Genomic DNA, 23,754 nt, shown 5'->3' with positions numbered 1-23,754 from the left:
AAATCCTGCCCCCGCAACCAGATCAAGCCCTTGAAAGCATTCCGCTTTCAGGGGTTTTTTGCCGTTCCGGACCCCAAAGCGCAGCAACGCCGCACGATCGCCCCGCAGCGCGATCCCCAGCACGTCATGCTCCATCTCATCGGCCATCGGCGACGGCGACTGGAGCGACGAAGCTGTAGCCTCGCCCGGGAATATTGATGATGAACCGATTGCCGTCTCGTCCGTCGCAAAGCGTCCGACGCAATGCAGAAATATGGACGGTGAGATTGGCAGGCTCGACAAAAACATTTGGCCAAACGCGAGCCATCAATTCTTGCTTACTGACCAGCGCACCTGGTCGCTCAAGCAAAACAATCAGGATTTCCAGAGCACGGCTCCCGAGGGACGCCGGCGTGTCGCCCTCAAGCAGAAGAAACTGTGTCGGGAACAGGCGAAACCGTCCGAATGAAACTTCGGTTGGCGCCGTGCGAGCCGCCTTAATCCGTTCTTCGAAGAATGGCTCGTCGGTATCCGGGTTCTGAACGGCGCGTCCCGTGTAGAGTCGCGGCTCAGGATGAAATTGTACCGGCTCCGAGGACTCAGATGAGGGCGAACGCCCGAAAGCTGTAGTCGATCCTGATGCGTGCATGGGGCCTCGCGTGCGTTGGAGGGCCATTTCTCGGCAAAGATCCTTGTGAGACGTAATGTGAAGGCTTGAGGTCCTGCATGCTATTGCACGCGGGTTGCGCGCAAATACCGATGCGGATGCCTTTCCTAAACCTAAATTTACAGGCCCCCAGCGCGTGACCGCTTCGACCGGGCGGTAATGGCGGATAAAACGAGGGGGTGCTTGACACCGCTTATCCGGCCAAGCGAATGGCGCGTCGCGCAAAGCGTAGAGCTCAGGAGCGTTGCGGCTCGTCAGATACCAGCTTGAGCTTGTCGGCTATTCGGCCGAGCTCGGGAAGCGAACGGGCCTCCATCTTGTGCATCGCCCGACTGCGATGCACCTTCACCGTGGCCTCCGAGATGCCGATATCGTGGGCAATCTGTTTGCTCAGGCGGCCGCGAGCGACCTGAATAACGATTTCGCGCTCCCTGGGGCTCAGTGACCCGAAGCGCTCCCTGAGAGCGGCCATGTCCTGCTCATTTTCCCGCCGTGCACGGTCGCGGGAGAGGCCGAGCTGAATGGCATCGAGGAGATCCTGATCGCGGAATGGCTTGGTCAGGAATTCGATCGCGCCGCCCTTCATCGCTTGCACCGACATCGGGATGTCGCCGTGCCCCGTAATGAAGATGATCGGAAGTTCCCTTTTGGCTTGAGCGAGCTCGCGCTGTAGATCGAGGCCGCTCTGCCCCGGCAACCTGACATCGAGCACCAGGCAGGTCGGGCAATCGGGCAGGTCGGATTTGAGGAATTCGGAAATGGACGCAAATAGCTGAGCATTGATGCCGAGCGATCGCAGCAGGCGTCCGACCGACGCGCGGAGGTCCGGATCGTCGTCAATGACCAGCACGGTGGAGGTTGCGTCAGACATCGCTGCTGCTCGGATTAAACGATCACGAAAACCAGCGTTTGCCTTTGGTTTGCAAGCTTTGCCCAACCGTGCATTTTCTAGTCCTAATCTCTCGACCTGAATAGCCCCATTTTCCCCAGCAGGCACGCGAGACGATCGGCTAGCGATCGGCCGTTCGGCCCTTGCCTCAGCCGTGGGTGCGGATGAACTCGCGCAGCACCGGATAGATCTCGGTCGCCCAGCGGCGGCCGTTGAAGACGCCATAATGGCCGACCTGGGGCTGGATGTGCTGGGCCTTCTTGGCCGCAGAGAGACCAGAGCACAGCGCGTGCGCGGCCGAGGTCTGGCCGGCGGCGCAGATATCGTCGTTCTCGCCCTCGATGGTCAGCAGCGCGGTCTGCCGGATCGCCTGCGGCTCCGCCTTACGGCCACGCGAGACGAGACGGCCGAGCGACAGCGAGTGCTCCTGGAACACTTCGCGGATCGTCTGCAGGTAGAACTCCGCCGGCAGATCCATGACAGCCGTATATTCGTCATAGAAGCGGCGCGTGGCCTCGGCACTCTCGCCATCGCCCTTCACCAGGTGATGAAACAGGTCGACATGGGCGTTGACATGGCGGTCGAGGTTCATGGTCATGAACCCCGCGAGCTGCAGGAACCCTGGATAGACCCGGCGGAATGCGCCGGGATAGCGCAGCGGCACCGAGGTGATGACGTTCCGTTCGAACCATTCGAGATCGCGTGTGGTAGCCAGCAGATTGACCTGCGTCGGATTGATTCGCGTGTCGATCGGACCGCCCATCAGCGTCATGGTCGCCGGCTGATTCTGATCGCCGGCGGCCGCCATCAGCGACACCGCGGCAAACACAGGAACGGCCGGCTGGCACACCGCGATGACATTGCTCTTCGGGCCGAGGAAATTGACGAATTCTATGATTGTGTCGATGAAATCGTCGAGATCGAAACGTCCGTGCAATGGCGACACGGCGCGCGCGTTCTTCCAGTCGGTGATGTAGACGTCGTGGTCAGGGAGCAACGTTTTGACCGTGCCGCGCAGCAGCGTCGCGAAATGGCCGGACATCGGTGCCACGAGCAGCACACGCGGCTGCTCGGCGCCGCCCTCCTTGGCGAAATGCAGCAGATTGCCGAACGGCGTGACGACTGCGTCCTCTTCGCTCACGGCGACCTCGCGGCCATCGACGACCGTCGTCTCGATGGCGAAGGGCGGGCGTCTGTGGGACATGCCGGCCCGCGAAACCAACTCGCAGGCGGCGGCCATAGTGCGGACCATGAGATTGTCGCCGAAGCCCGGCCACGGCTGCTTCAGGAATGCGCCAGTCGCCTGCGCCAGAACCCGCAGCGGCGCCATGACATCAGCATGCGCTTGATAGGCCTGATACAACATTTGCCGTCACATCTCCCTCGAGGCAACCACATTGGCCCTTTGCCCCGGACAGTCGATTTTTCGGCTGAAGTTCGATTTCGCTTGGTCCGATAGCAGCCGATCGAGCCAATGCTTTGGCTGCGTCATCGAGCGAACGCTTCCCAGCTCACCGCTGGTCGTCATCGGCAAGTCTTTGAGCTGACCCGCAATCGATCCGTAAGTCATGGTTTTGGCGGTACGGAGCAAAGCCTGCGCTGTCTTCAAATATTCTTTGCCTCTGAAACGCTGTAAGGCCCTTGCGCGGTGTGGGGCAGCCGGACGAAGGTGATTTGGAGCCAGCCCATCCAATTACCGTACCTTTGGCGGCGAGTTCTGAAGCGATCGACACACTTCCTGGAGCAAAGCTGGGTTCGCCACGAATAATGCCGAACGAGACCAAACTTGCCACCACAGATTGCGCATCGCTTGGCTTTGTCGGACCCGTGACTTTCCAAGTGGTGAGACATTGTTCTCTCCTCTGGCCTGTGCGCTTTTCAGACGCATGCAGACTAAGAGGATCGTCACCAGCGGCTCAATTGAGCGTAGGTCGACGTCGGCCATCCAAAGGTGGCAAGACGTCGATACGAAGGCTTACGGCGCTCGGATTTGGTCCTAGCGGTCGCCTATGATCCCAGCGACCGCGTTCGCTCAGCCGAAGTCCTCGACCACAAGCCTTGGCGGCTCAGCTCCGCAATTGTCGTCGAGATAAGCCAAAGTTTATGGGACGTCGGCGTTGCGCCGATGGCATTCTCGCACAAATCGAGCAATTCCATGCGGAGCGTCCGCATAGTTGGCTGCCCCACGACGGGTCTCGCGAACGGCCATAGGCGGCATGATGAAAAAGGTATTGGTTTCGGTCGTTGAAGATGACCGGTTCTTTCGCGAGTCGATGAAACGGCTCATGAGATCGCTGGGTTATGCCGTCGAGGTTTTCCCCTCGGCGGCCGATTTCCTCGCATCCCCTCGTCTCGCCGAACCGGCCTGCCTGATCGCCGATGTCCACATGCCAGCGATGACCGGGATCGAACTTTATCGACACCTCGTCGATGCCGGCCGCGCGATTCCGACGATCCTCGTGACTGCCTACCCCAATGATGTTGACCGGATCCGCGCCGTGAATGACGGGGTCGTCTGTTACCTTCGCAAGCCGGTGGATGAACAGGATCTGAAACGGTGCCTTCAGGCGGTCCTCACGTCCGGCGAACCGATTGAAGAGGATTCGTGAGCTCTCTTTCAGCGCCGGGCAAGGTGAACTGAAATACGGCGCCGCGCGGTTCGTTCGCATCGGCCCACAGCCGGCCCCCATGAGCATCGATGATGGACCGGCATATCGACAGTCCCATCCCCACGCCGCTCGGTTTCGTGGTGTAGAATGCCTCGAAAACGCGCTCGAAGTGCATGGGCGCGATGCCCGGCCCGGTATCACGCACCGCCACGAGAACGCCGGTGTCGTCTTGCTCGGTGCTGATTAACAGCTCTCGTGGACCAGCGTCAGCCGAGCCCATTGCCTCAACCGCGTTCAGGATCAGGTTCAGGACGACTTGTTGCAGCTGAACGCGATCCCCCTGAACGGGAAACAATCCATCCGCAAGCCGGTTCTGGACCGAGACGCCATTCCTGAGGATCACGCTTTGCGCCAACACAATCACTTCATTGATTGCTGCGTTAAGATCAAAACGATGCTTTCGCGGCGGCGCTTTCTTCATCTGCTCACGGATGCGGTCAATGATTTCTCCGGCTCGATCTGCGTCCCCAACGGCACTGGAGAGTGCTTCCCAGACCTCGCCCAGGTCCGGCGGCTGCATCTTCAGAAAATTCTGGGCCGCGCGGGCATTATTGCGCGCACTGGCGATCGGTTGCGCGATCTCGTGAGAGAGCGAGGCTGCCAATTCTCCCATCATGCTCACGCGGTTCATATGGGCGAAATCCGATTGCATCTGCTGCAAGCGCGCCAGTGCTTGCGTGCGATCCTCGATGTCCGTCAGGAGAAGATACCAACGGGTAATGCGCCCAGAGTCATCCCGAATTGGAACGCCCCGGACGTCAAACCACCGGTATTTGCCGTCGAAGCGCCTTAAGCGATTTTCGTACTCGAAGGGAACACCGGCGGCGATTGATCTTGTGAAGACTTCAACGACGTGGGGGACGTCATCAGGATGAATCGTTCCGTCCGTCCCCCAGATCTTCAGCTCTTCCAGTGACCGGCCACAATACTCGAGGATTTGACGGTTGAGAGCTTCGACGTCGCCATTCGGGGCTAAGACCGCAACGAAACCCGGTATCCCGTCAATCGCCGAGCGCAAGCCTCGCTCGCTTTCACGCAGCGCCTCCTCCACCCGTTTGGGCTCGGTCAGGTCGACAACGAACGCGACGGCCTCGTTGCCGCCCTCTTTCAGTGATGCAGCGCCAATGAGCACGGGAACGCGGCCGCCGTCTCTCCGAAAGTACTCCTTCTCGAAGACTTGAGCTTTGCCGGTTGCGTTCAGTTCCACCAGAGTACGAATGTTGCGCTCCCGCCATTCTGGTGGGGTGAGCTCGATCCAGTTCAAGGGCCTCGAAACCAAGTCCTCACGGTCGTATCCGAGGATGCGGAGAAACGCGTCATTGGCCTCCACAATCCGACCGTCGAGGTCGCCAATAAATATGCCAATGATGTTGGAATCGACCAAACGCCGAATCTTTGCTTCGCGATCTTCAAGATCCCGATAGAGCCGCGTATTCTCGAGCGAGATCGCCGCCTGCGACGCAAGCACTTTCAGCACCGTGATGCGCAGAGGGGTGAAAACGCGCGGCGCCAGATTGTTTTCAAGATAGAGAATGCCGTTGAGCTTTCCCTGGTTGATCAATGGTAAACAGAGAATGGAACGGGAGTGATGCTGCACAATGTAAGAATCAGCAGAAAACGCGTTCTGCAACAATGCGTCATCGAGAATCACCGTCTCTAGCGTACGTGCCGCATAACGTATGAGCGAATGTGGCAAGGCGACTGCGACTGCGCATGCACCACGATCCGGCACATGCACGGCTACATTCTCCCCCTGCGCGGTCGCCTCCGCGTCGATCTGCAGCGCATCGCCCTGCAAGGAGATCAAGAGCCCTCGCTCGGCACCGGCCTGCTCGATCGCCGCCCGCATGAGCCTGTCCATGAGCTTTTCCAGAACCATCTCACCGGAGACGGCTTGCGACACCTTGATCACGGTCGCGAGATCGAGCTGTTCGACCGGCGCTTCGATCGTCCCCGATGGTCTCGGCGCGCCTCCGTGCTGCCTCAGCTGCGGATGGAGCTGATCGAGTTGGCGCACTTTTCCATCGGCTCCCCATCGGAGGTAACACCGCCGTGCGTTTCCCAGATAGAGATCCGCGACCTCCTCGAATCCGCGCGCCGCGTAAAAGCGCGCGGCCAGCTCGTAGGCGAGCGCCTCGTTTTGGACGAAGCCGTTTGCGCGTGCTGACACGATGGCGCGCTCGTAGAGGTCCATGGCCTCGAGCGGGCGTCCCTCGATACCGGCAATCTCAGCGCCGACCAGCGCGGCACGATCCTCGAAGTTCTGCGGACAATTCGTCGCCAGGGCCCGAAGCTCTCGCTCGTGCCTCCCGATTGCCTCTTGATGTTTGGCGTAAGGGTCGGGACCTGTGGGCTCGCACCGCGCGGCGCGAGTTAGCCCGGCATAGAAGTGACATTCCGCCTTCTCTAAAGGAAAGAGCGATAGCGCCGGGGAGGTCACGTACCATGCCTCCACCTTTTCCGCTGCCTCAAACGCCGAAGCGTAGTCGCGGGCGAAGAAGCGCGCCTGGAGCTTTCGGATCCAGTAGAACGATTCCAAAAAGACACGAGAGGGTTGACCCGTGATACGCTCCTCGAAGGAGCGCTCCGTGAATGCGCCATCGTCGAGGGACCCGAACTTCGTGGTTCTTCCGCGCAGGGTCCGTGCGAGCCCGATTGGCGCGGAAAGCCTGTCGAGGAAGAATCCGTACCTCTGCAGGAACTCCAATGAGTCCTGGGCTTCGCGCTCGAATTGGTCGAGTGGATGGCCCAGGGCAATAAGAATGGTGCTGAGACCGCGGGAGGCGAATGCGGCATATCCGGGGTCGCCGTTCTCTTTCGCCATCTGGAAGGCACTGCGCGACGGATCGATGCCCTCCGTGAGCGGTCGTGTCCACGGAACCACAATCGCAAAGGCAGTATAGGTCCGTGCCCCAAAGTACGTAAATCCGCGACGTTCGAGCAGATCGCAGGCCAACTTTCCAAATCGATAGCCTTCAACGTAGTGGCCGAAGCGGGGGCCGGCGATCATCGCCGTTGCCACGTAGTTCAACAGTGATCCTTCGCTGTTGCCGTGTTCCAGGCTGAGATTGACGCCCATACAAGCGCTGAGCGCGAATAAGTTCGGGTCGGTGTACAGTGCCGGTAGAACGAGGCTGGTGAGCAGGTCGAGCGTCGCCCGGGCCTCCGGATCCTGGAGCCGCTGCAGGTCAATGAGATCCTCGATCGTGCGATCTCCGAGCAATGACCAGATGCGCTCGTACTCGCGGCGCGCTTCCGCCTCGGTGGGATGCGCCGACCAATCGATGCCCACGTGCCGCAAGCATTCCAGGGCAATAGCCACCACTCTCTCGGCCGCCCCAAGGATTACCTGCAGATCCACGCGCCGCTGTGCCACGATGCATCGTTGAACGTTGTCGACAGTGCGCGTTGCCAGCGCCGCCAGCCGCTGCTCGGCGGCTTGCAGCGCCCCGGTACAGACCTCGCAGTCGGCGGCGTGCAGCTCCGACTCGAAGGCCAGCTCCTGCCGGCGCTGCCACGCGTCCTCCGGCAACAGCGCCGCACCGGTGGTAAGATAGGTCAGCGCGGAGGCATAGGCCGACGACGCCTTGGCGCGCTTGCCAGCGGCCAAGTTCAACTCTGCGAGCTGCTCGCGTTCGTCGCGTGAGATGATAAACGGCGCGCCGCGGTTGAGCTGATTGACGATCTCGAAGACTGCCTCTTCGCGTCTTTCCGGTGGTGTCTGCTCCAGCAGTAACCGGCCGATTATCAGATGGGCCTCGGCGCGCGCCTTTTCCGGGATCAGCGCGTAGGTCGCCTCCTGCACCCGGTCGTGAATGAACTTGTAGGAACGCTCTATACGGTCGATCAATTGTTGGCGTACGGCCTCCGAGAGAGACGCGTGCACCTGTTCCTCGGGCACCTTCATAACGATCGAGAGCATCGCAACATCGGCCACGTTGCCGAGGCAAGCAAGCTGCCGTACCGCGTCCTGCGTTTCGCGCGCTAGCCGCGTCAACTTTCCAGCCAAGAGCTCCACGACGTTGTCTGTATATTTTTTGGCGTGGATGCCTCCCATGTCCCAGGCCCATCGCGCCTGCTCGTGATCGAAGGCTAGGAGACCCTCGTCAGCGAGCACATGCAGAAATTGGATCACGAAGAACGGATTGCCGTCCGTCTTCGCGTGCACCAGTCCAGCGAGCGGATCAGCCTGCTCGGCGTCGCAGCGAAGCGAGTCCGAGACAAGGTTTCCGAGGTCATCGGTCGTCAGGGGCGCCAGCTTGATATCCTGCACCCTTCCGGTTGCGCGCATCGCCTCCAGCTTGCGCATGAGCGGATGCGCTGCAGTGACCTCGTTATCGCGGAAGGCGCCGATGAGGAGGAGGTTGCGGAGATCGGACCGGCTCAACAGGTCTTCCAAAAAGTCGAGCGTTGCCGCATCGAGCCACTGCAAGTCATCGAGGAACAGTGCCAGGGGATGTTCCGCCCGAGCAAAGACGCCGATCAACTGCCGAAGCACCATCTGGAAGCGCCGTTGCGCATCCAGCGGCGGAAGCTCAACGATCGGCGGCGGCTCTCCAATGAGGAGCTTCAGCTCGGGAACGAGATCCACCATCAGTCCTGCATTCGATCCCAGCGTCTTCCGCAAGGCGTCGCGCCACGGCGCAAGGTCGGCGTCGCTCTTGCCGAGCAGCGGCCGGATCAGGCTCTGAAACGCCTGTGCCAGCGTCGCGTAGGGAATATCGCGCTTGAGCTGATCGAATTTGCCGGAAGCGAACAGGCCACGCGGCGGTACCAGCACCGGCTGCAGCTCGTTGACAACCGACGATTTGCCGATGCCGGAATAGCCGTAGACCAGGACCAGTTCCGGGGCGCCACCATTGACGACGCGATCGAAGGAGGCGAGCAAAGTCTCGACCTCGCGCCGCCGCCCGTAGAGTTTCTCGGGAATCAGCAGCCGGTCGGGCGCATCGTGTTCGCCGAGCGGAAAATCGTCTATCCGGCCCTGCGCCTCCCACTCGATGAGGCAGCTGCGAAGGTCGCTTTCCAGACCAGCCGCCGTTTGATAGCGGTCTTCGGCCCGCTTCGCCAGCAGCTTCATGACGATCGCCGAGACGGCGTCAGGAATTTCCTTCAGCCGCTCGGCAGGCGCCACCGGCTGCCTGGCGAGATGGCAGTGCACCCATTCCATCGGCTCCGCGGCGACAAATGGCAAAGCACCGGTGAGCATTTTGTAGAAAGTGACGCCGAGCGCGTAGAGGTCGCTCCGGGAATCGATTGACCGATTCATCCGTCCTGTCTGCTCGGGCGCCATATAGGCGAGCGTGCCGGCGATCGTCTCGGGAGGGTGGGGCGACTGACGCTCGCGCGCGAAGCACGAGGCGATGCCGAACCCGGTCAGCCGCACCTCGCCGGTCGCCTCGTTGAGCAGGATGTTCGCTGGCTTGATATCTTTGTGAACGAGCCCGCGCTGGTGAAGTCTACCGAGAGCGAAGGCAACAGCGACGGCGAGGCGCAAGAAGCGTCCCACCTCCATCGGCCCGCCGAGCAGCCGGTCGAGTGGCTCGCCACCCGCATCCTCGAGCACCAGCACAGTCCGGCCGGCGTCGAGGACGAGGTCCAGCGGGCGTATCGCCCACGCCGCATCGAGTTCATCCTTCAGTTCGTATTCGTGGGTGAGGCGATCGAGGCTTGAGCGGGACGGGTGGTCGGCGGCAGGAGCAACGAGCAGCACGGCGCGCCGCTTGCCGTTATCGTCTAGTCGCCAGGCGCGGTGGAAAACGCGTTCGCCGTCCTCCCACAAGGCCTCAGAGCAGCCGTCCGAGTACGCGCCGTTCTGCGAAAGCGGCACCATCTGTCAGACTCCGGCGTGAGGCTACCGGGTTGCGTTCGCCCGGCCAGGCTTTGCGTGTGCCACGCGCCCGCCGCCTCTCCTCCCTGCTGAAAATCGTACCGCATCGCCTGAGAAATGCCAGCCGTCCGTCGATCACGCCTGATCCGGCAGACGTGGATCCGCCTTCCCGTTAGCAACAGTTTGGCGCGATTTGCCGGGCTTAACTCACGGGCCGCAGCGCGGGTGCCTTACCAGAGGTCAGCACGATAAGGCGTGGGACCTCGATTGCAGCCGATGGCGCTGATGTTGGACCGATTCAAGTTCTTGTTTTCGCCGCACCAAAGGAAGCCGCTGGGCTATTCGCCGAGGCGAGCGAAAAGGTCGCGCGCGATGGCGGGCCGATGGAAGCCATGTTTATGGACCTCTGCCGCAACAGCTCTGGCTGCAGTAGCCCCATCCTCATGCTTCGCGATCGACTACCAGCCATTCGATTGGGTCCCGTTCGCACCGGGCACCAATGTTGCCATGGCTTACTATGATTTTGGCGCACACTCATTCAACGGTACAATAGCCGGCACGGCAAAGAACAATGCCAATCTTGACAGTCATATCGGGGTTGGACGCTACCTCCATTACGGTGAAATCTTCGAGCATCCCTATGTGCTCGATTTCATCCTGCCCTTCGGCGCATTGACAGGCGGCAAGATCGACGGCAAGCGCCTGGGCGATGCATCTGGCGTCGCAGATCCGATCGCCTCGGTAGGATATTGGTTCATCAATCAGCCCGAGCAGAAACGTTACCTCTCGGCGGCTACCTTCCTGACCCTGCCGATTGGGACTTATGACAGCCACAGGGTGCTGAATCTCGGCGGAAATCGATGGCAGAACGACCTTCAGGTGGATTTCACCCAGGGGTTTCTCGACAAATACACGATCGACGTCGCGGCAGACTGGATCTGGTACGGCGACAATACGAGGGCGGGCACAGGCCATCAGACTCTCAAGGAAAGCGCGACCTACACGAGCTATCTCTGGCTGAGCCGCGACATGACCCCGGAGATCCAGCGGGTTTTTCCAAGCGCCTTGAATGCGTCCATTTCGGTCGGATACGCAGGTTCTTTCGGCGGTGCCCAGAAGCTTGACGGTATTTCTACGGGTGTGAAGACCAACGAGCACCAAATCCGATTGACCTACATGCAGTTCATTACGCCCACATTGCAGGGATTGCTATCGGTCAACCATGACATTGCCGCCCACGGTCAACTCAAGCAGGACTTTGGCCTGCTCGCGCGAATCGCAATAATATTTTAGCGCTAGGTCCTTGCCGAACATGCCCTGAGAAAGCATTGGCTGCAACCGTCGAATGATCATCACGGCGCGATGGCTGCCGTTACCTCCAGCGCCCACTGTACTTCCACATCCCAGCCGCCCTTGATCTCGGCGGACCCGACCTACGGATCCCCATTAGTAACGATTTGGCGCGATTTGCCGACCTTAACTCGCGAAGGCAGCGCAGGTGCGTTACCTGAAGACTCGACCGGGCACTTAGCGCCCGCCCCAGCAGGACATCTCACAGGAGAACGATGCCATGACTTCGCCCGCTGCGGCGTCGGCGCCCGAAGTGCGCCCGCCAGTCACTGCCAATCTCGAGAACGTGCTCTACGAGAAGAGGGACGCGATCGCCTACGTGACGATCAATCGTCCGAAGGTGCTGAACGCACTCAACCAAGCCACCTGGGTCGAACTCCGTGCGGCCTTCGAGGACGCACGCGACGACGACGCCGTGCGTGGGGTCATCGTCACCGGCACCGGCGACAAGGCGTTCATCGCCGGCGCCGACATCGGCGACCTTGCACAATACACGGCGGTCGAGGCCGAGCAGTCGAGCCGCTCCGGACAGGAGGTGCTCGATTTCGTCGAGAACCTCGGCAAGCCGGTGGTCGCGGCGATCAACGGCTTTGCGCTGGGCGGCGGCTGCGAGACGGCGATGGCCTGCACCATCCGCATCGCCGTCGAGCACGCGAAGTTCGGCCAGCCGGAAGTCAAGCTGGGACTGCTCCCCGGCGGCGGCGGCACCCAGAGGCTGCCGCGTCTCGTCGGCAAGGGCCGGGCGCTCCAGCTCATCCTCACCGGCGGCATGATCGACGCCCAGGAGGCCTGGCGCATCGGGCTCGTCAACGAGGTCGTCCGGGCCGGCGAGCTGATCCCGCGCGCGGAAGCGATCCTCAAGGAGATCGCCGCCAATGGCCCGCTCTCCGTCCGATACGCCCTCGAGGCGGTCAACAAGGGCGTGGAGACCAGCCAGGCCGAGGGCCTCGCCCTGGAGGCGGCGGTCTTCGGCCTGTGCGCTGCGACCGAGGACAAGCAGGAGGGCACTCACGCCTTCCTCGAAAAGCGCGCGCCCCGGTTCCGCGGCCGCTGAAGCCGCCCCAACGCAACCAACTCGGAGAAATCCAATGTCCGACGACAACATCTTCTCCGGCCTGAAGGTCGTGGATCTATCGACCTACGTCGCCGCCCCGGGCGCCGCGGTGATCCTCGGCGATTTCGGTGCCGACGTGGTCAAGGTCGAGCCGCCGCACGGCGACCCGTGGCGATACAGCCACAAGCTGGCGATACAGCCCCAAGCCGAGGAGGCCTACCAATGGCATCTCGCCAACCGCAACAAGCGCAGCCTCACGCTGGACTTGAAGTCCCCGAGCGCTCAGTCCGTCCTGCAGGAGCTCGTGAAGTGGGCTGATGTGTTCATCGTCAACACCCCGCACCCGGCGCGCAAGAAGCTCGGGCTCGAATACGAGGCCGTGGCGGCGTGGAACCCGCGCCTGATCTACGCGGATCTGACGGGCTTCGGCGAAAGAGGGCCGGACGCCGACCTCCCGGGCTTCGACCTCACGGCCTACTGGGCGCGCAGCGGCCTGCTGTCGATGACCCGCGACGCCGGTGCGCCCCCAACTTGGCCGGTGGCCGGCAGCGGCGACAACGCCACGGCCGTCGGCCTCTATTCGGCGATCGTCACGGCGCTCTATCGGCGCGAGCGGACCGGCAAGGGATCGTATGTCACGACCTCGCTGCTGGCCGAGGGCGTGTGGTCGGCGAGCGTGTCGATCCAGGCCGCGCTGGCCGGCGCCAAGTTTCCGCCGATGCACGACCGGACGCATCCGGCTAGCGCCGCGATGAATGTCTATCGGTCGGCCGACAGTGCCTGGTTCGTCCTTGTCATCACGCCGGACAAGCTGGCTGCGGTGACAAACGCCATTGGCCGACCAGACCTTCTTACGGACCCGCGGTTCGCCGACCCCGCGAAGCTACTCGCCAACATGCCGACGCTCGCGGCCATCTTCGACGAACTCTTTGCCTCGAAGCCGATGGCGCACTGGCGTGAGGTGTTCGGCGGCGTGCACGTGACGTTCGGCGAGGTCCGCGGGCCGCAGGAGGTGATCAATGATCCGCAGCTGGCGGCGAACGGAGTCGTCGTCTCGCTCGAGGGCGCCGGCAAGCTGACCTCGACGATCAGCAGTCCGTTCCAGGTGCACGGCGTCGCCAAGACGCCGGCCCGGCGCGCCCCCGATCTCGGCGAGCACAGCGAGGAAATCCTGCGGGAGCTCGGGTTCGATGCCACCGCCATCGCCGGCCTGCGGACCAACGGCGCCCTCTCGTCGGCCAAGGACCACGCCGCCTAGGCGGGTCACCGATCAAGGAGCAGATAATGAGCGACATCAACACCGAATGTTCCGGCGGCGTGCTGCGGGTCGAACTGAACAGGCCGGGCCGCAAGAACGCCATGACCGCCGCCATGTACACGACCATGGCCGAGATCTTGACCAGTTCCGACCAGGACGAAGACGTCCGTGTCGTGCTCTGGCATGGCGCCGGAGACGCGTTCTGCGCCGGTAATGACGTCGAGGACTTCCTCAAGAATCCGCCGGCGCCGGACGACTCGCCACAGGTCCGTCTGATGAACGCCTTCATCGGATTTTCAAAGCCGTTGGTCGCGGCCGTGCAGGGCACGGCGGTCGGCGGCGGGACCACGATGCTCACTCACTGCGATTTCGTCTATGCCGGCGAAAGCGCGCGATTCCAAATGCCCTTTGTCGACCTGGCCCTCGTGCCGGAGTTCGGATCGAGCTTTTCGATCCCGGCGCGCATGGGGCATCTGCGGGCGGCGGAGCTGATCCTGCTGGCGGAGCGCTTCACCGCGGCGCGGGCGGCGGAGCTGGGGCTCGTCACGCGCGTCGTCCCCGACGCGGAGCTGTTCTCGACCGCGGCAGCGACCGCCGAGAGGCTCGCGGCCAAGGCCAGCGGCGCGCTCTGCGCCAGCAAGCGCCTCCTCAAGCAGGCGTCGATCGCCCCGCTGCGGCAGGCGGTGGCGGCCGAAATGGCGGAGTTCACGGCGCGAGTGGTTTCCGCAGACGCCAAGGAAGCCCTCTCCGCCTTCCTCGAGAAGCGCCCGCCCAATTTCAACAGCACGAAGAAGCCCGTCGCGGCCGAATAGGCCGCCCCCTTCCTCCCACGAAAGCCCAGGCCATGACTTTAAACCAAGCCATAAGCATCGCGCCGTCGTCGGATGCGGCCCGTTCCGGCCGAGTGTTCTTCCTCGAGCTGAGCGGCGACCGCATCTGTTCGGCAAACCCCGACGGGACTGACGTCAAGACGATCGTGAACGGCACGGGGCACTTCCCCGACGGCTTGGCCGTCGATGCCGATGCCGGTCACATCTATTGGACGAACATGGGGGTTCCCCGCCTGAACGATGGCTCGATCGAGCGCGTCGACCTGGACGGTGGGAACCGCACCGTCATCGTGCCGCCGGGCGGCACGCATACGCCGAAGCAGCTCCACCTCGATAAGGCGGGCGGCAGGCTCTACTGGTGCGACCGCGAGGGCATGCGCGTGATGCGCTGCAACCTCGACGGCTCCAAACTGGAGACGCTGGTCGAGAGCGGCCGCGGCGAAGCGGATGCGCGCGACCAGACCCGGTGGTGCGTCGGCATTACTGTCGATCGGAAGCACGGGAAGATCTACTGGAGCCAGAAGGGACCGGACAAGGCCGGCCTCGGCCGCATCTTCCGCGCCGGCATCGTCATCCCGGCGGGCGAGAACCCGGCGAGCCGCTCCGACATCGAGGTGCTGTTCGACGGCCTGCCCGAGCCTATCGACCTCGAGCTCGATGAGGTGAACGGCCTGCTCTATTGGACCGATCGCGGCGATCCTCCGCGTGGCAACACCGTCAATCGCGCGCCCATCGACCGAAAGGTCGCCGAGCCGGAGATCCTGGTCGGGCACCTGATGGAGGCCATTGGCCTCGCGCTCGATGTGCCCGGCAGCCGCATGTTCATCACCGACCTCGCCGGCTCGCTCTACGTCGCCGACCGCGATGGCGGCGCCCCGCGCCCCATCCTCATCGGAGAGGGCAACCTCACCGGCGTCGCCTACGCCGAAGTCTGACCATCCAAAGGAGCCTCACCATGGCTGAGACCAAACCCATTCGCTGCATCACGGTCATCGGAACAGGCGTCATCGGCGCGAGCTGGGCGGCACTGTACCTTGCCAAGGGCCTGCAGGTCGTCGCGACCGACCCCGCGCCGAACGCGGAAGCCAGGTTGCGCGAGTTCGTCGCGAACGCCTGGCCGGCGCTCGAGCGGCTCGGCCTCGCGCCCGGCGCGTCGCAAGCGAACCTGACGTTCACGGCCGACCTCGGCGAGGCGCTGAAGGGCGCCGACTTCGTCCAGGAGAACGCGCCCGAGCGGATCGAATTCAAGCAGAAGCTCTATGGCCAGCTCGACGAGCTCCTGCCGCCGGACGTGATCATCGCCTCGAGCTCGTCGGGCATCCCGATGAGCCAGATCCAGCCGGGGGCTGCGGCGCACCCGGAGCGCTGCGTCATCGGCCATCCGTTCAATCCGCCGCACCTGATCCCGCTGGTCGAGATCGTCGGCGGGGCCCAAACCTCGGAGGAGACGATCCGGCGTGCGGACGAATTCTACACCTCGATCGGCCGCAAGACCGTGCGCATCCGCAAGGAGATGCCGGGCCACGTCGCCAACCGGCTGCAGGCCGCCCTGGCGCGTGAGGTCTACTACCTGGTTGCCGAGGGCGTCGTCAGCGCCGCCGACGTCGACACGGCCCTGTCGTGGGGCCCGGGCCTGCGCTGGGGCATCATGGGCAACATGATGCTCAATCACCTCGGCGGCGGCGCCGGCGGGATCGAGCACTTCTTCCAGCAGTTCGCCGGCCCGATGATGGCCTGGTGGAAGACGCTCGGCTCGCCGGAGCTGACGCCGGAAGTCCAGAAGAAGCTTATCGACAGCGTCCACGCCGAGGTCGGCTCGCGCACAGTCGAAGAGCTGGAGGCCGACCGGGACGCGGTCCTGATGGGCCTCCTGGAGCTCCGCGCCGCAGGCCATCGAGGCGGCGCTCCGCACGCCGCAGCGGCGGAGTAGCCGCCGCTGGGACCTTATAAGCGCGTCCGGCTCGACGTGAACGCTCACGGGCGGTTGCCGGGCGCGCCGGTGCGGGCCAGCGCGCGACATTGGGCCCCGACGTGATCACCGCCGGCCTCCCGTTCCATTTCTGAGGACAATACCCATGAGCACCATGCTCGCCGAGTTGCGGCCTGACAGAGCGGTCTCACCCTCGCTGCGCAAGCGCGTCGTGATCGTCGGCGGCGGCTTTGCCGGGATCGCGGTGGCACGGGCGCTGCGGCGCGCCGATGTCGACGTCGTCCTGATCGATCGCCGCAACCACCACATCTTTCAGCCGCTGCTCTACCAGGTGGCGACGGCGGTCCTCTCGCCTGCGGAGATCGCCGCGCCGATCCGTCAGCTCGAGGTGAAGCAGCGAAACCTCAGCGTGCTCCTGGCGGAGGTCACCAGCGTCGATGTTGCTTCCCGCACGATCGAGGCGTCTTCTCCTGTCGTGGGCGTCCGCAAGATCGCGTTCGATTATCTCGTGGTCGCGACCGGCATGCGCCCGAGCTACTTCGGGCACGACGAGTTCGCCCAATTTGCCCCGGGACTCAAGAGCCTCAGCGACGCCGAGACGATCCGAGCCAAAATCCTGGGCGCGTTCGAAGCGGCCGCAACCACCGAGGACGATGGCGAACGCGCGCGGCAGATGACGTTCGTGCTGGTCGGCGCAGGTCCTTCTGGCGTGGAACTCGCCGCGTCCCTGGCGCAAATGGTAAGGGTCACGCTGCGCGGAAATTTCCGCCACATCGATCCGGCACAGGCCAGCATCATTTTGCTCGACGCGGGCACGCGGGTTCTGCCGACCTTTGCTGAGCCGCTGTCCCGCAGGGCGACCCGACGGCTCACGAAGCTCGGGGTGAAGGTCTTGACCGGAGTGAAGGTCGAGACCGTCGACGCAGAGGGCGTGGTCGCCGGCGGAAACCGGATCCCCAGCGCCACTGTGCTGTGGACCGCTGGGGTTGCGGCATCGCCTATTCCAAAGATGCTCGGCACCAAGACCGACCGGGCAGGGCGCGCGCTCGTTGATCCGTTCCTGAAGGTCGTGGACGCGCCCGGCGTGTTCGTCGTGGGCGATGCGGCGTCGGTCATGCAAGACGAACACCCGGTGCCCGGCGTGGCGCAGGCGGCGATTCAGCAAGGACGCTTCGTCGGGCGGCTGATCGCGAAGGAGCTGAAAGGGCGAAAAGTCGAACGTCCGTTCCGCTATTTCGACAAGGGCAACATGGCGGTCGTCGGCAAGAATTACGCTGTGCTGGAGCGGGGCTGGCTGCGCACAAGCGGGTTCCTGACGTGGCTGGTGTGGGCGTTCGTTCACATCCTCGCCCTGCCGCAGCTACAGAACCGCCTGCGCGTCCAGCGCCAGTGGCTTTGGTCGTATTTCACCGGCCAACGCAGTTCGCGCCTGATCCCTGAGCCGCCGCGAGCGCCCAGCGCGTGACAGTGCGCATTCATATCGACTCAGTGCCGACCGACGCCGTGCTCGCGGCAGGGATGACCGCCACCGTGCAAATCGATTCCTGATCGCCGCTTGAAACTCCGGCTGTCTCACCATTCCAAGGATGCGGGTCATGCTGACGCAGAAGACGAAAGACATTGTAAAGGCCACCGCGCCCGTGCTGGCCGAGCATGGAAACACTATTGTCCATCGTTTTTACGAGCGCATGCTGGGAACACATCCTGAATTGAAAAATATTTTCAATATGGCGCATCAGAAACAGGGGCAGCAGCAGGAGGCACTGGCGCGCGCCGTCTACGCCTACGCGGAACACATCGAGGACCCACAAAGCTTGATGGCCGTGCTGAACAACGTTGCCAACAAGCATGCGAGCTTGGGCGTGCGGCCGGACCAATATCCGATTGTCGGCGAACATCTGCTGGGCGCGATAAAGGACGTGCTGGGGGCCGCCGCCACAGAAGAAATCATCGCCGCCTGGACTCAGGCCTACGATAACCTGGCAGATATTTTGAAGGGGATGGAATCCCAGTTGCGTGAGCATTCGGCCGAGCGCGTGGGCGGCTGGATTGGCTGGAGGACTTTCGTCGTGCGCGAGAGGCAGCCGGAAAGCAGCGTCATCACATCGTTTGTCCTTGAGCCGGCGGATGGACGATCCGTCGCGAACTTTGAACCGGGGCAATACACCAGCGTGGCGGTGAATGTGCCGGCGCTGGGCCTGCGGCAAATTCGGCAATACAGCCTGTCAGATAGGCCGAATGGTCGCAGCTATCGCATCTCGGTGAAGCGCGAAGACGGCGGCGGCCTGCATCCGTCAGGTTACGTTTCCTGCCTGTTGCATGATCATGTCAATGTCGGGGACGAGCTTGCGCTGGCCGCGCCGTACGGCGACTTTCATATAGACGGAAACGCCGAGACACCTATCGTCCTGATCAGCGGTGGCGTCGGGCTTACTCCCATGATCAGCATGCTCGAGAAGGCCATACAGAATCCCGAGCGGCAGGTGGTGTTCATACACGGTGCTCGCAACAGCAAAGTACAGGCCATGCGTCAACTCTTGCGCGAGACCGCCACGACGCATGGCAATTTCAATCTGGTCGTGTTTTACGATGAGCCGTTGCCCCTAGATGTTCTGGGTCGGGATTACGATCACCGCGGGTTCGTCGATCTCGATATGATCAAGAATTCGATACTGGTACCCGACGCCGATTACTATATTTGTGGTCCAATTCCGTTTATGCGCATGCATCATGACGCGCTGAAAAAAATGGGCATCCCTGTGGCCCGCATACACTACGAGGTGTTCGGTCCCGACTTGTTCGACGAATAGTTCAGGTCGGAGCGCCTCGGCTTCTCAGTGCCGGTTGGCAATCCGGTCCTCATGCCTCCGCCGGATAAACGAGCGTCCCGTCGGCCTGCTGGCGGGCGCCCGGCGTAAGGCTTGCGGGGGCGGTGTGATGGGGGCCCAGGATGTGCAGCACCGGCTCGCCCGCTGAGAGCAGGTAATCGGCAATGATCCGCCGATGGCATCGCCACCACACCGCCTCGGCGCACATAATGGCGCAGACGTGCTCGCGATGGAGTGATCGGAGCTCTTCCAGGCCGGCGTGGAACTCCTCGGTCATCGCGTAATCGGCATAGTTCCGGAAGCTGGCGTTTTCCCAGAAGCCGTTCGGCGAGGGCGTAGCACCCTTCCGATGCCCCCGCAAGCCGCCGAGCCGAGGGAGATGGCGATAGCCGATGCCGCTTTGCGCCAGCCGGTCCGGCAGGGTGTCGGCATTGAATTGCGGATTGGTTCGGGAACGCGGCACCGTGCGCACGTCGACGAGCACGTCAACGGCGGCCTCCTTCAGAAGCGTCACGAACTCGTCGACGGTCCGGGTGGAATGGCCGATGGTGAAGTAGGGCCCGATCGACGGCGGAGCAGGCGATGTCGTCATGATCGGGACGATGCCTCATTGGCCGGGATCCAGACACTCCTTTCGAAGACATATCGGTCGGTCCTCTCGGCCGGAGCGGCGGCGAACGGGCCGTGCGCGTTTCAGTGCTTCAAGAACCGCGCCTGAGCCAGCTCCGCGAAAATCTCCCGTCCCGGACCCCACCCCTGCGGCTTGCCCCAGAGGGGGCAATATTCTGCGCTGATTGACAGAGCCCGCAGTCGATTCCGCTGCTTTTGAAGAATTTGCCGGGATTTGGCAGCGTTTACTGATGCATCTGAACTGCGCGGTCTAATTTCAACGGGCCTGCATGCTGCAGACGGCTTGGAGAGCTCCTTCGGTGCCGGTCTCTCCATTACCGAAACACAAGAGGTTCAGCGATGCACTTAGATCCAGTGCTGTTATCGCGCATCCAGTTCGCCTGGGTCATCGCTTGGCACATCCTGCTGCCTGCGTTCACCGTCGGAGCGGCGTCCTTCATTGCGGTCGTGGAGGGCTTGAGTCTCGCGACCAGACGCGAGGTCTATGTCCGCATCTCGATATTCTGGACCAAGATCTTCGCCATCGCGTTCGGCATGGGCGTCGTAACGGGCCTCATCATGCCATTCCAGTTCGGCACCAACTGGAGCCGCTACGCGTCCGCCGCCGCCAATATCCTCTCGCCGCTATTTGCCTATGAGGGCCTTACCGCTTTCTTCCTGGAAGCTGGTTTCCTGGGTGTCCTGCTGCTCGGCCGCAAGCTGGTGCCGCCGTGGGCGCATTTCTTCGCCGCCCTTATGGTGGCGATCGGAACGTTGTTTTCTTCGTTCTGGATCTTGTCTGCCAACAGCTGGATGCAGACGCCGGCCGGCTACGAGATCGTCAATGGCCAGTTCTTTCCGAAGGACTGGATCGAGGTGATTTTCAATCCGTCATTTCCTTATCGGCTCGCGCACACGGTGGTCGCATTCTTCACGACAACCGGATTCGTCGTTCTCGGTGTCGGCGCATACCTGTTGAGGCGCAATCGATCCGTCCAGGAAGCGCGCACCATGATGTCGATGGCGCTGTGGCTGCTGACCGTATTGGTGCCGCTGCAGATGGTGCTCGGCGATATGCACGGCCTCAACACCCGCAAATATCAGCCTGCAAAACTGGCGGCCATTGAAGCTCGCTGGGACACCGGGAGGGGCGTGCCGCTGGCGCTCTTCGCAATCCCGGATGAAAAGGCCGAGCACAACAAGTTCGCCATCGAAGTTCCTTTGCTCGGAAGCCTGATCCTGACGCACGACATCGACGGCGAGGTGAAGGGTCTGAAGGACTTCCCCGCCGATCAGCGTCCGCCGGTCGCAATTCCCTTCTTTGCCTTCCGTGCGATGGTTGGATGCGCGGGCCTGATGCTGGCACTGGTACTTCTGGGCGGCTGGTTGCGGTGGCGTGGGCGGCTCTATGACGCACGGCTGTACCTGGCGGCATGCCAGTACGCGATTCCGCTCGGGTTCATCGCAGTCGTCACCGGCTGGTTCGTGACCGAGGTCGGCCGGCAACCATGGACGATCTATGGGCTCTTGCGCACGGCAGCCTCGGTGTCGCCGTCCCTGACGGGCTCCGACGTTACGCTATCGCTCCTGGGTTACATCGCGGTCTATCTGCTGATCTACCCCTCGGGCCTCATCCTGCTGCTTCGGCTCGTTCGCAAAGGCCCGCTCGAAACCAGCGAAACGGGTCCGGCAATCGAGGCCGGCAGACCCGCGGTGCCAGTTCCGGCACGCGCAATCAGCGTCGCGAAAGGAGACGTGCGATGACCCAAGTGCTCGATTTGGTTCCGATTTGGACGCTGATCCTGGGGCTGGCCGTATTCTTCTATGTGCTGCTCGACGGCTTCGATCTCGGCGTAGGGATGCTCTTTGGTTTCGCGCCCGATGCGCGTTCCCGCAACGCCATCATGAACTCGATTGCGCCCATCTGGGACGGCAACGAGACTTGGCTGGTGCTTGGCGGCCTTGGCCTTCTCGCAGCGTTCCCGACTGCATTCGCCGTGATCATTCCGGCAGTATATTTCCCCATTCTGGTGATGCTGCTTGCGCTGGTGTTCCGGGGCGTTGCTTTCGAGTTCCGGTTTCGCGACGCTGAAAACAAAACATTCTGGGACCGCGCATTCTGCTACGGTTCCGCCATTGCCACGTTCGCGCAAGGCGTCGTGCTTGGCGCATTCGTCCAGGGCTTCCCGGTTCGCGATGGCCAATTCGCCGGAACGTCCTTTGCGTTTCTCACGCCATTCTCCGTTCTGACCGGCGTCGCCTTGATGTTCGGCTACGGCCTTCTCGGCGCAGGCTGGCTTATCCTGAAAACCGAGGGTGCCATTCAGGCCGCGGCACGTCGCCAAGGCCGCATCTGCCTCATCGGTGTAGTGACCGCGATCTCCATCGTGAGCATCTGGACACCAATCATGAGCTCCGAAGTGGCGGCGCGCTGGTTTACCTGGCCCGACATTGCGCTGTTCGCGCCGGTACCGCTGCTGTCCGGCGTGATTGCGCTCGGGACATGGCGAGCACTCGGCAGCCAGGCCGAGGCGGCGCCCTTTTTCGGAGCCATCGGTCTCTTTGTCCTGGCCTACGCCGGGATGGCCATCAGCCTGTTTCCGATGATTGTGCCCTACCAGCTGACGCTGTGGGAGGCTGCCTCGTCGCCGCGCACCCAGGCTTTCCTGTTGGTCGGAACGCTATTCCTGATTCCTGTCATCCTGACCTACTCGAGCTGGTCGTACTGGGTGTTCCGCGGAAAGGTCCGGGCGGACGTGGGGTATGAATGATCGCCTCGTGCCGGCACCTTATAGAGTCAGGGGATGACGACGACGAAACGTGCAAAGACAACACCAAAAACGTTTCGCGTCGTCCCCAAATTTCCCGATGAGCCGGCAGTGGCTCCCGGACGAGAGACGGGCGGTCCCCGTAGCGAATGTCCGTAGTGTGGGCTTCGGCATCCGAAACCCGCCATTCCGCTCCCGGCCCATCCGAGCCGAAGAGCGGCCAGGCCGCAGAGCGCCCACTCCGGTCCCAGTATGCTCGGTCTTCGCTGCTCGAAAGCAGTCGTTGCCCCGACGATCTTTGAGCGGTATCGCCCGCTTTGTATGGGTGTCGTTCCGACCAATTCGGTCTTAAGAGGCACCTCAGGTGCCGCGGACGAGGCCGCCGTCGACAATAAGGCTCTGCCCGTTGATGTAGCTCGCCGCGTCGGAGGCCAGGAACGCGACGACTTCCGCAATCTCGCCGACCCGACCGAGGCGTTTCGCCGGGATGTCGGCGATCCGTTCGGGAGGCTGCGGGTAGCTGTCGATCCGGCCCGGCAGCACGTTGTTCATTCGCACGTTCTCGGCGGCATAGCGCTCGGCAAACAGCTTCGCGAAATTGGCGAGGCCGGCCCTGAGAACCGCCGACACGGGGAAGCGCGCGTCGGGCTGTGTGGCACCAATCGTCGAGATATTGACGATGGCGCCGCCGCCCGCCGCAACCATATGCGGCGTCACCAACCGGCTCATCCGGACGATGTTGAGCACCACCATGTCGAGGCCGACGTGCCAGTCCGCATCGGCGATGTCGAGCAGTGGTCCCGTCGGCGGATGCCCGGTGTTGTTCGCCACCACGTCAATCCGGCCGTAGCTGTCGAGCGCCAACGCGACGAGCCGTTCCAGGTCCGCCGCATCCGAAACCGAGCCCTGCAGCGCCACGCCGCCAAGCTCTTGGGCCAGCTCGAGCACGCTTTCGGACCGCGCCAGCAGCGCCATTCGATAGTTGCGCCGGGCGAGTTCGCGCGCGATGGCTTCTCCCATGCCGCGCGAGGCAGCGGTGACAATCGCGACCGGGCGGTCTGTGGTGTTCGGCATGGGCGTCGCTCCTTGCCAG

17 protein-coding genes are annotated in these 23,754 nt (G+C 62.8%); 11 read left to right on the top strand and 6 right to left on the bottom strand.

Going from position 1 to position 23,754, the window contains the following annotated elements; all coding sequences use genetic code 11:
- Positions 1–136: 136 nt before the first annotated feature.
- The 3 genes from IEY58_RS32455 to IEY58_RS32445 form a co-directional block, all read right to left on the bottom strand.
- A complete protein-coding gene (locus tag IEY58_RS32455; RefSeq protein WP_229744133.1) occupies positions 137–655 on the bottom strand; it encodes a winged helix-turn-helix domain-containing protein in 519 nt (172 codons plus the stop codon).
- A 226-nt stretch (positions 656–881) separates the two neighbouring features.
- Complete coding sequence (locus tag IEY58_RS32450; protein ID WP_189052344.1) at positions 882–1,517, bottom strand: response regulator transcription factor; 636 nt, start codon at positions 1,515–1,517, stop codon at positions 882–884.
- A 166-nt stretch (positions 1,518–1,683) separates the two neighbouring features.
- The gene (locus IEY58_RS32445; protein ID WP_189052343.1) at positions 1,684–2,901 is read right to left on the bottom strand and encodes a polyhydroxyalkanoate depolymerase; all 1,218 of its coding nucleotides are present in this window, start codon (positions 2,899–2,901) and stop codon (positions 1,684–1,686) included.
- 850 nt (positions 2,902–3,751) lie between these two features.
- Between IEY58_RS32445 and IEY58_RS32440 the strand changes: the two genes are divergently transcribed.
- A complete protein-coding gene (locus tag IEY58_RS32440; protein ID WP_189052342.1) occupies positions 3,752–4,144 on the top strand; it encodes a response regulator transcription factor in 393 nt (130 codons plus the stop codon).
- Here the strand turns inward: IEY58_RS32440 and IEY58_RS32435 are convergent.
- Entirely contained in the window at positions 4,110–10,037 is a 5,928-nt protein-coding gene (locus tag IEY58_RS32435) for an AAA family ATPase (RefSeq protein WP_189052341.1), read from the bottom strand. The two genes, IEY58_RS32440 and IEY58_RS32435, sit on opposite strands and share 35 nt — an antisense overlap.
- Before the next feature lie 273 nt (positions 10,038–10,310).
- Here IEY58_RS32435 and IEY58_RS32430 point away from each other — a divergent pair, with 273 nt between their 5' ends.
- The 8 genes from IEY58_RS32430 (at position 10,311) to hmpA (ending at position 19,266) form a co-directional block, all read left to right on the top strand.
- Positions 10,311–11,327 (top strand): transporter, encoded by a 1,017-nt coding sequence (locus tag IEY58_RS32430; protein WP_189052340.1) that lies wholly within the window; start codon positions 10,311–10,313, stop codon positions 11,325–11,327.
- Between the two features lie 277 nt (positions 11,328–11,604).
- Positions 11,605–12,438, top strand: a complete 834-nt coding sequence (locus tag IEY58_RS32425; protein WP_189052339.1) for an enoyl-CoA hydratase-related protein — start codon at positions 11,605–11,607, stop codon at positions 12,436–12,438.
- Between the two features lie 34 nt (positions 12,439–12,472).
- Positions 12,473–13,696 carry a CaiB/BaiF CoA transferase family protein gene (locus IEY58_RS32420; RefSeq protein WP_189052338.1) on the top strand — a complete coding sequence of 408 codons (1,224 nt, stop codon included), beginning with the start codon at positions 12,473–12,475 and terminating at the stop codon, positions 13,694–13,696.
- A gap of 26 nt (positions 13,697–13,722) precedes the next feature.
- Positions 13,723–14,508: an enoyl-CoA hydratase gene (locus IEY58_RS32415; protein WP_189052337.1), complete on the top strand. Its 786-nt coding sequence runs from the start codon at positions 13,723–13,725 to the stop codon at positions 14,506–14,508.
- 32 nt (positions 14,509–14,540) lie between these two features.
- Positions 14,541–15,461 carry an NHL repeat-containing protein gene (locus IEY58_RS32410; protein ID WP_189052336.1) on the top strand — a complete coding sequence of 307 codons (921 nt, stop codon included), beginning with the start codon at positions 14,541–14,543 and terminating at the stop codon, positions 15,459–15,461.
- 20 nt (positions 15,462–15,481) lie between these two features.
- On the top strand, positions 15,482–16,456 hold the full coding sequence (locus IEY58_RS32405) for a 3-hydroxyacyl-CoA dehydrogenase NAD-binding domain-containing protein (RefSeq protein WP_189052335.1): 975 nt from the start codon (positions 15,482–15,484) through the stop codon (positions 16,454–16,456).
- 145 nt (positions 16,457–16,601) lie between these two features.
- A complete protein-coding gene (locus tag IEY58_RS32400; protein WP_189052334.1) occupies positions 16,602–17,921 on the top strand; it encodes an NAD(P)/FAD-dependent oxidoreductase in 1,320 nt (439 codons plus the stop codon).
- A 130-nt stretch (positions 17,922–18,051) separates the two neighbouring features.
- On the top strand, positions 18,052–19,266 hold the full coding sequence (gene hmpA, locus IEY58_RS32395; RefSeq protein WP_189052333.1) for an NO-inducible flavohemoprotein: 1,215 nt from the start codon (positions 18,052–18,054) through the stop codon (positions 19,264–19,266).
- 49 nt (positions 19,267–19,315) lie between these two features.
- On the opposite strand, the gene IEY58_RS32390 is transcribed toward hmpA, so the two are convergent.
- Positions 19,316–19,876 (bottom strand): DUF488 domain-containing protein, encoded by a 561-nt coding sequence (locus IEY58_RS32390; RefSeq protein ID WP_189052332.1) that lies wholly within the window; start codon positions 19,874–19,876, stop codon positions 19,316–19,318.
- A 377-nt stretch (positions 19,877–20,253) separates the two neighbouring features.
- Between IEY58_RS32390 and IEY58_RS32385 the strand changes: the two genes are divergently transcribed.
- On the top strand, positions 20,254–21,657 hold the full coding sequence (locus tag IEY58_RS32385) for a cytochrome ubiquinol oxidase subunit I (RefSeq protein ID WP_189052331.1): 1,404 nt from the start codon (positions 20,254–20,256) through the stop codon (positions 21,655–21,657).
- On the top strand, positions 21,654–22,664 hold the full coding sequence (cydB, locus tag IEY58_RS32380) for a cytochrome d ubiquinol oxidase subunit II (protein WP_189052330.1): 1,011 nt from the start codon (positions 21,654–21,656) through the stop codon (positions 22,662–22,664). The genes IEY58_RS32385 and cydB overlap by 4 nt, the downstream gene beginning before the upstream one ends.
- Positions 22,665–23,021: 357 nt before the next feature.
- On the opposite strand, the gene IEY58_RS32375 is transcribed toward cydB, so the two are convergent.
- A complete protein-coding gene (locus IEY58_RS32375) occupies positions 23,022–23,735 on the bottom strand; it encodes an SDR family oxidoreductase (RefSeq protein WP_189052329.1) in 714 nt (237 codons plus the stop codon).
- Between the last annotated feature and the right edge of the window lie 19 nt (positions 23,736–23,754).

This window comes from Aliidongia dinghuensis, from assembly GCF_014643535.1.
GTDB lineage: Bacteria > Pseudomonadota > Alphaproteobacteria > ATCC43930 > CGMCC-115725 > Aliidongia > Aliidongia dinghuensis.
Note: the sequence above shows the minus strand (reverse complement) of the source record. Positions and strands in the feature narration are given on the sequence as shown.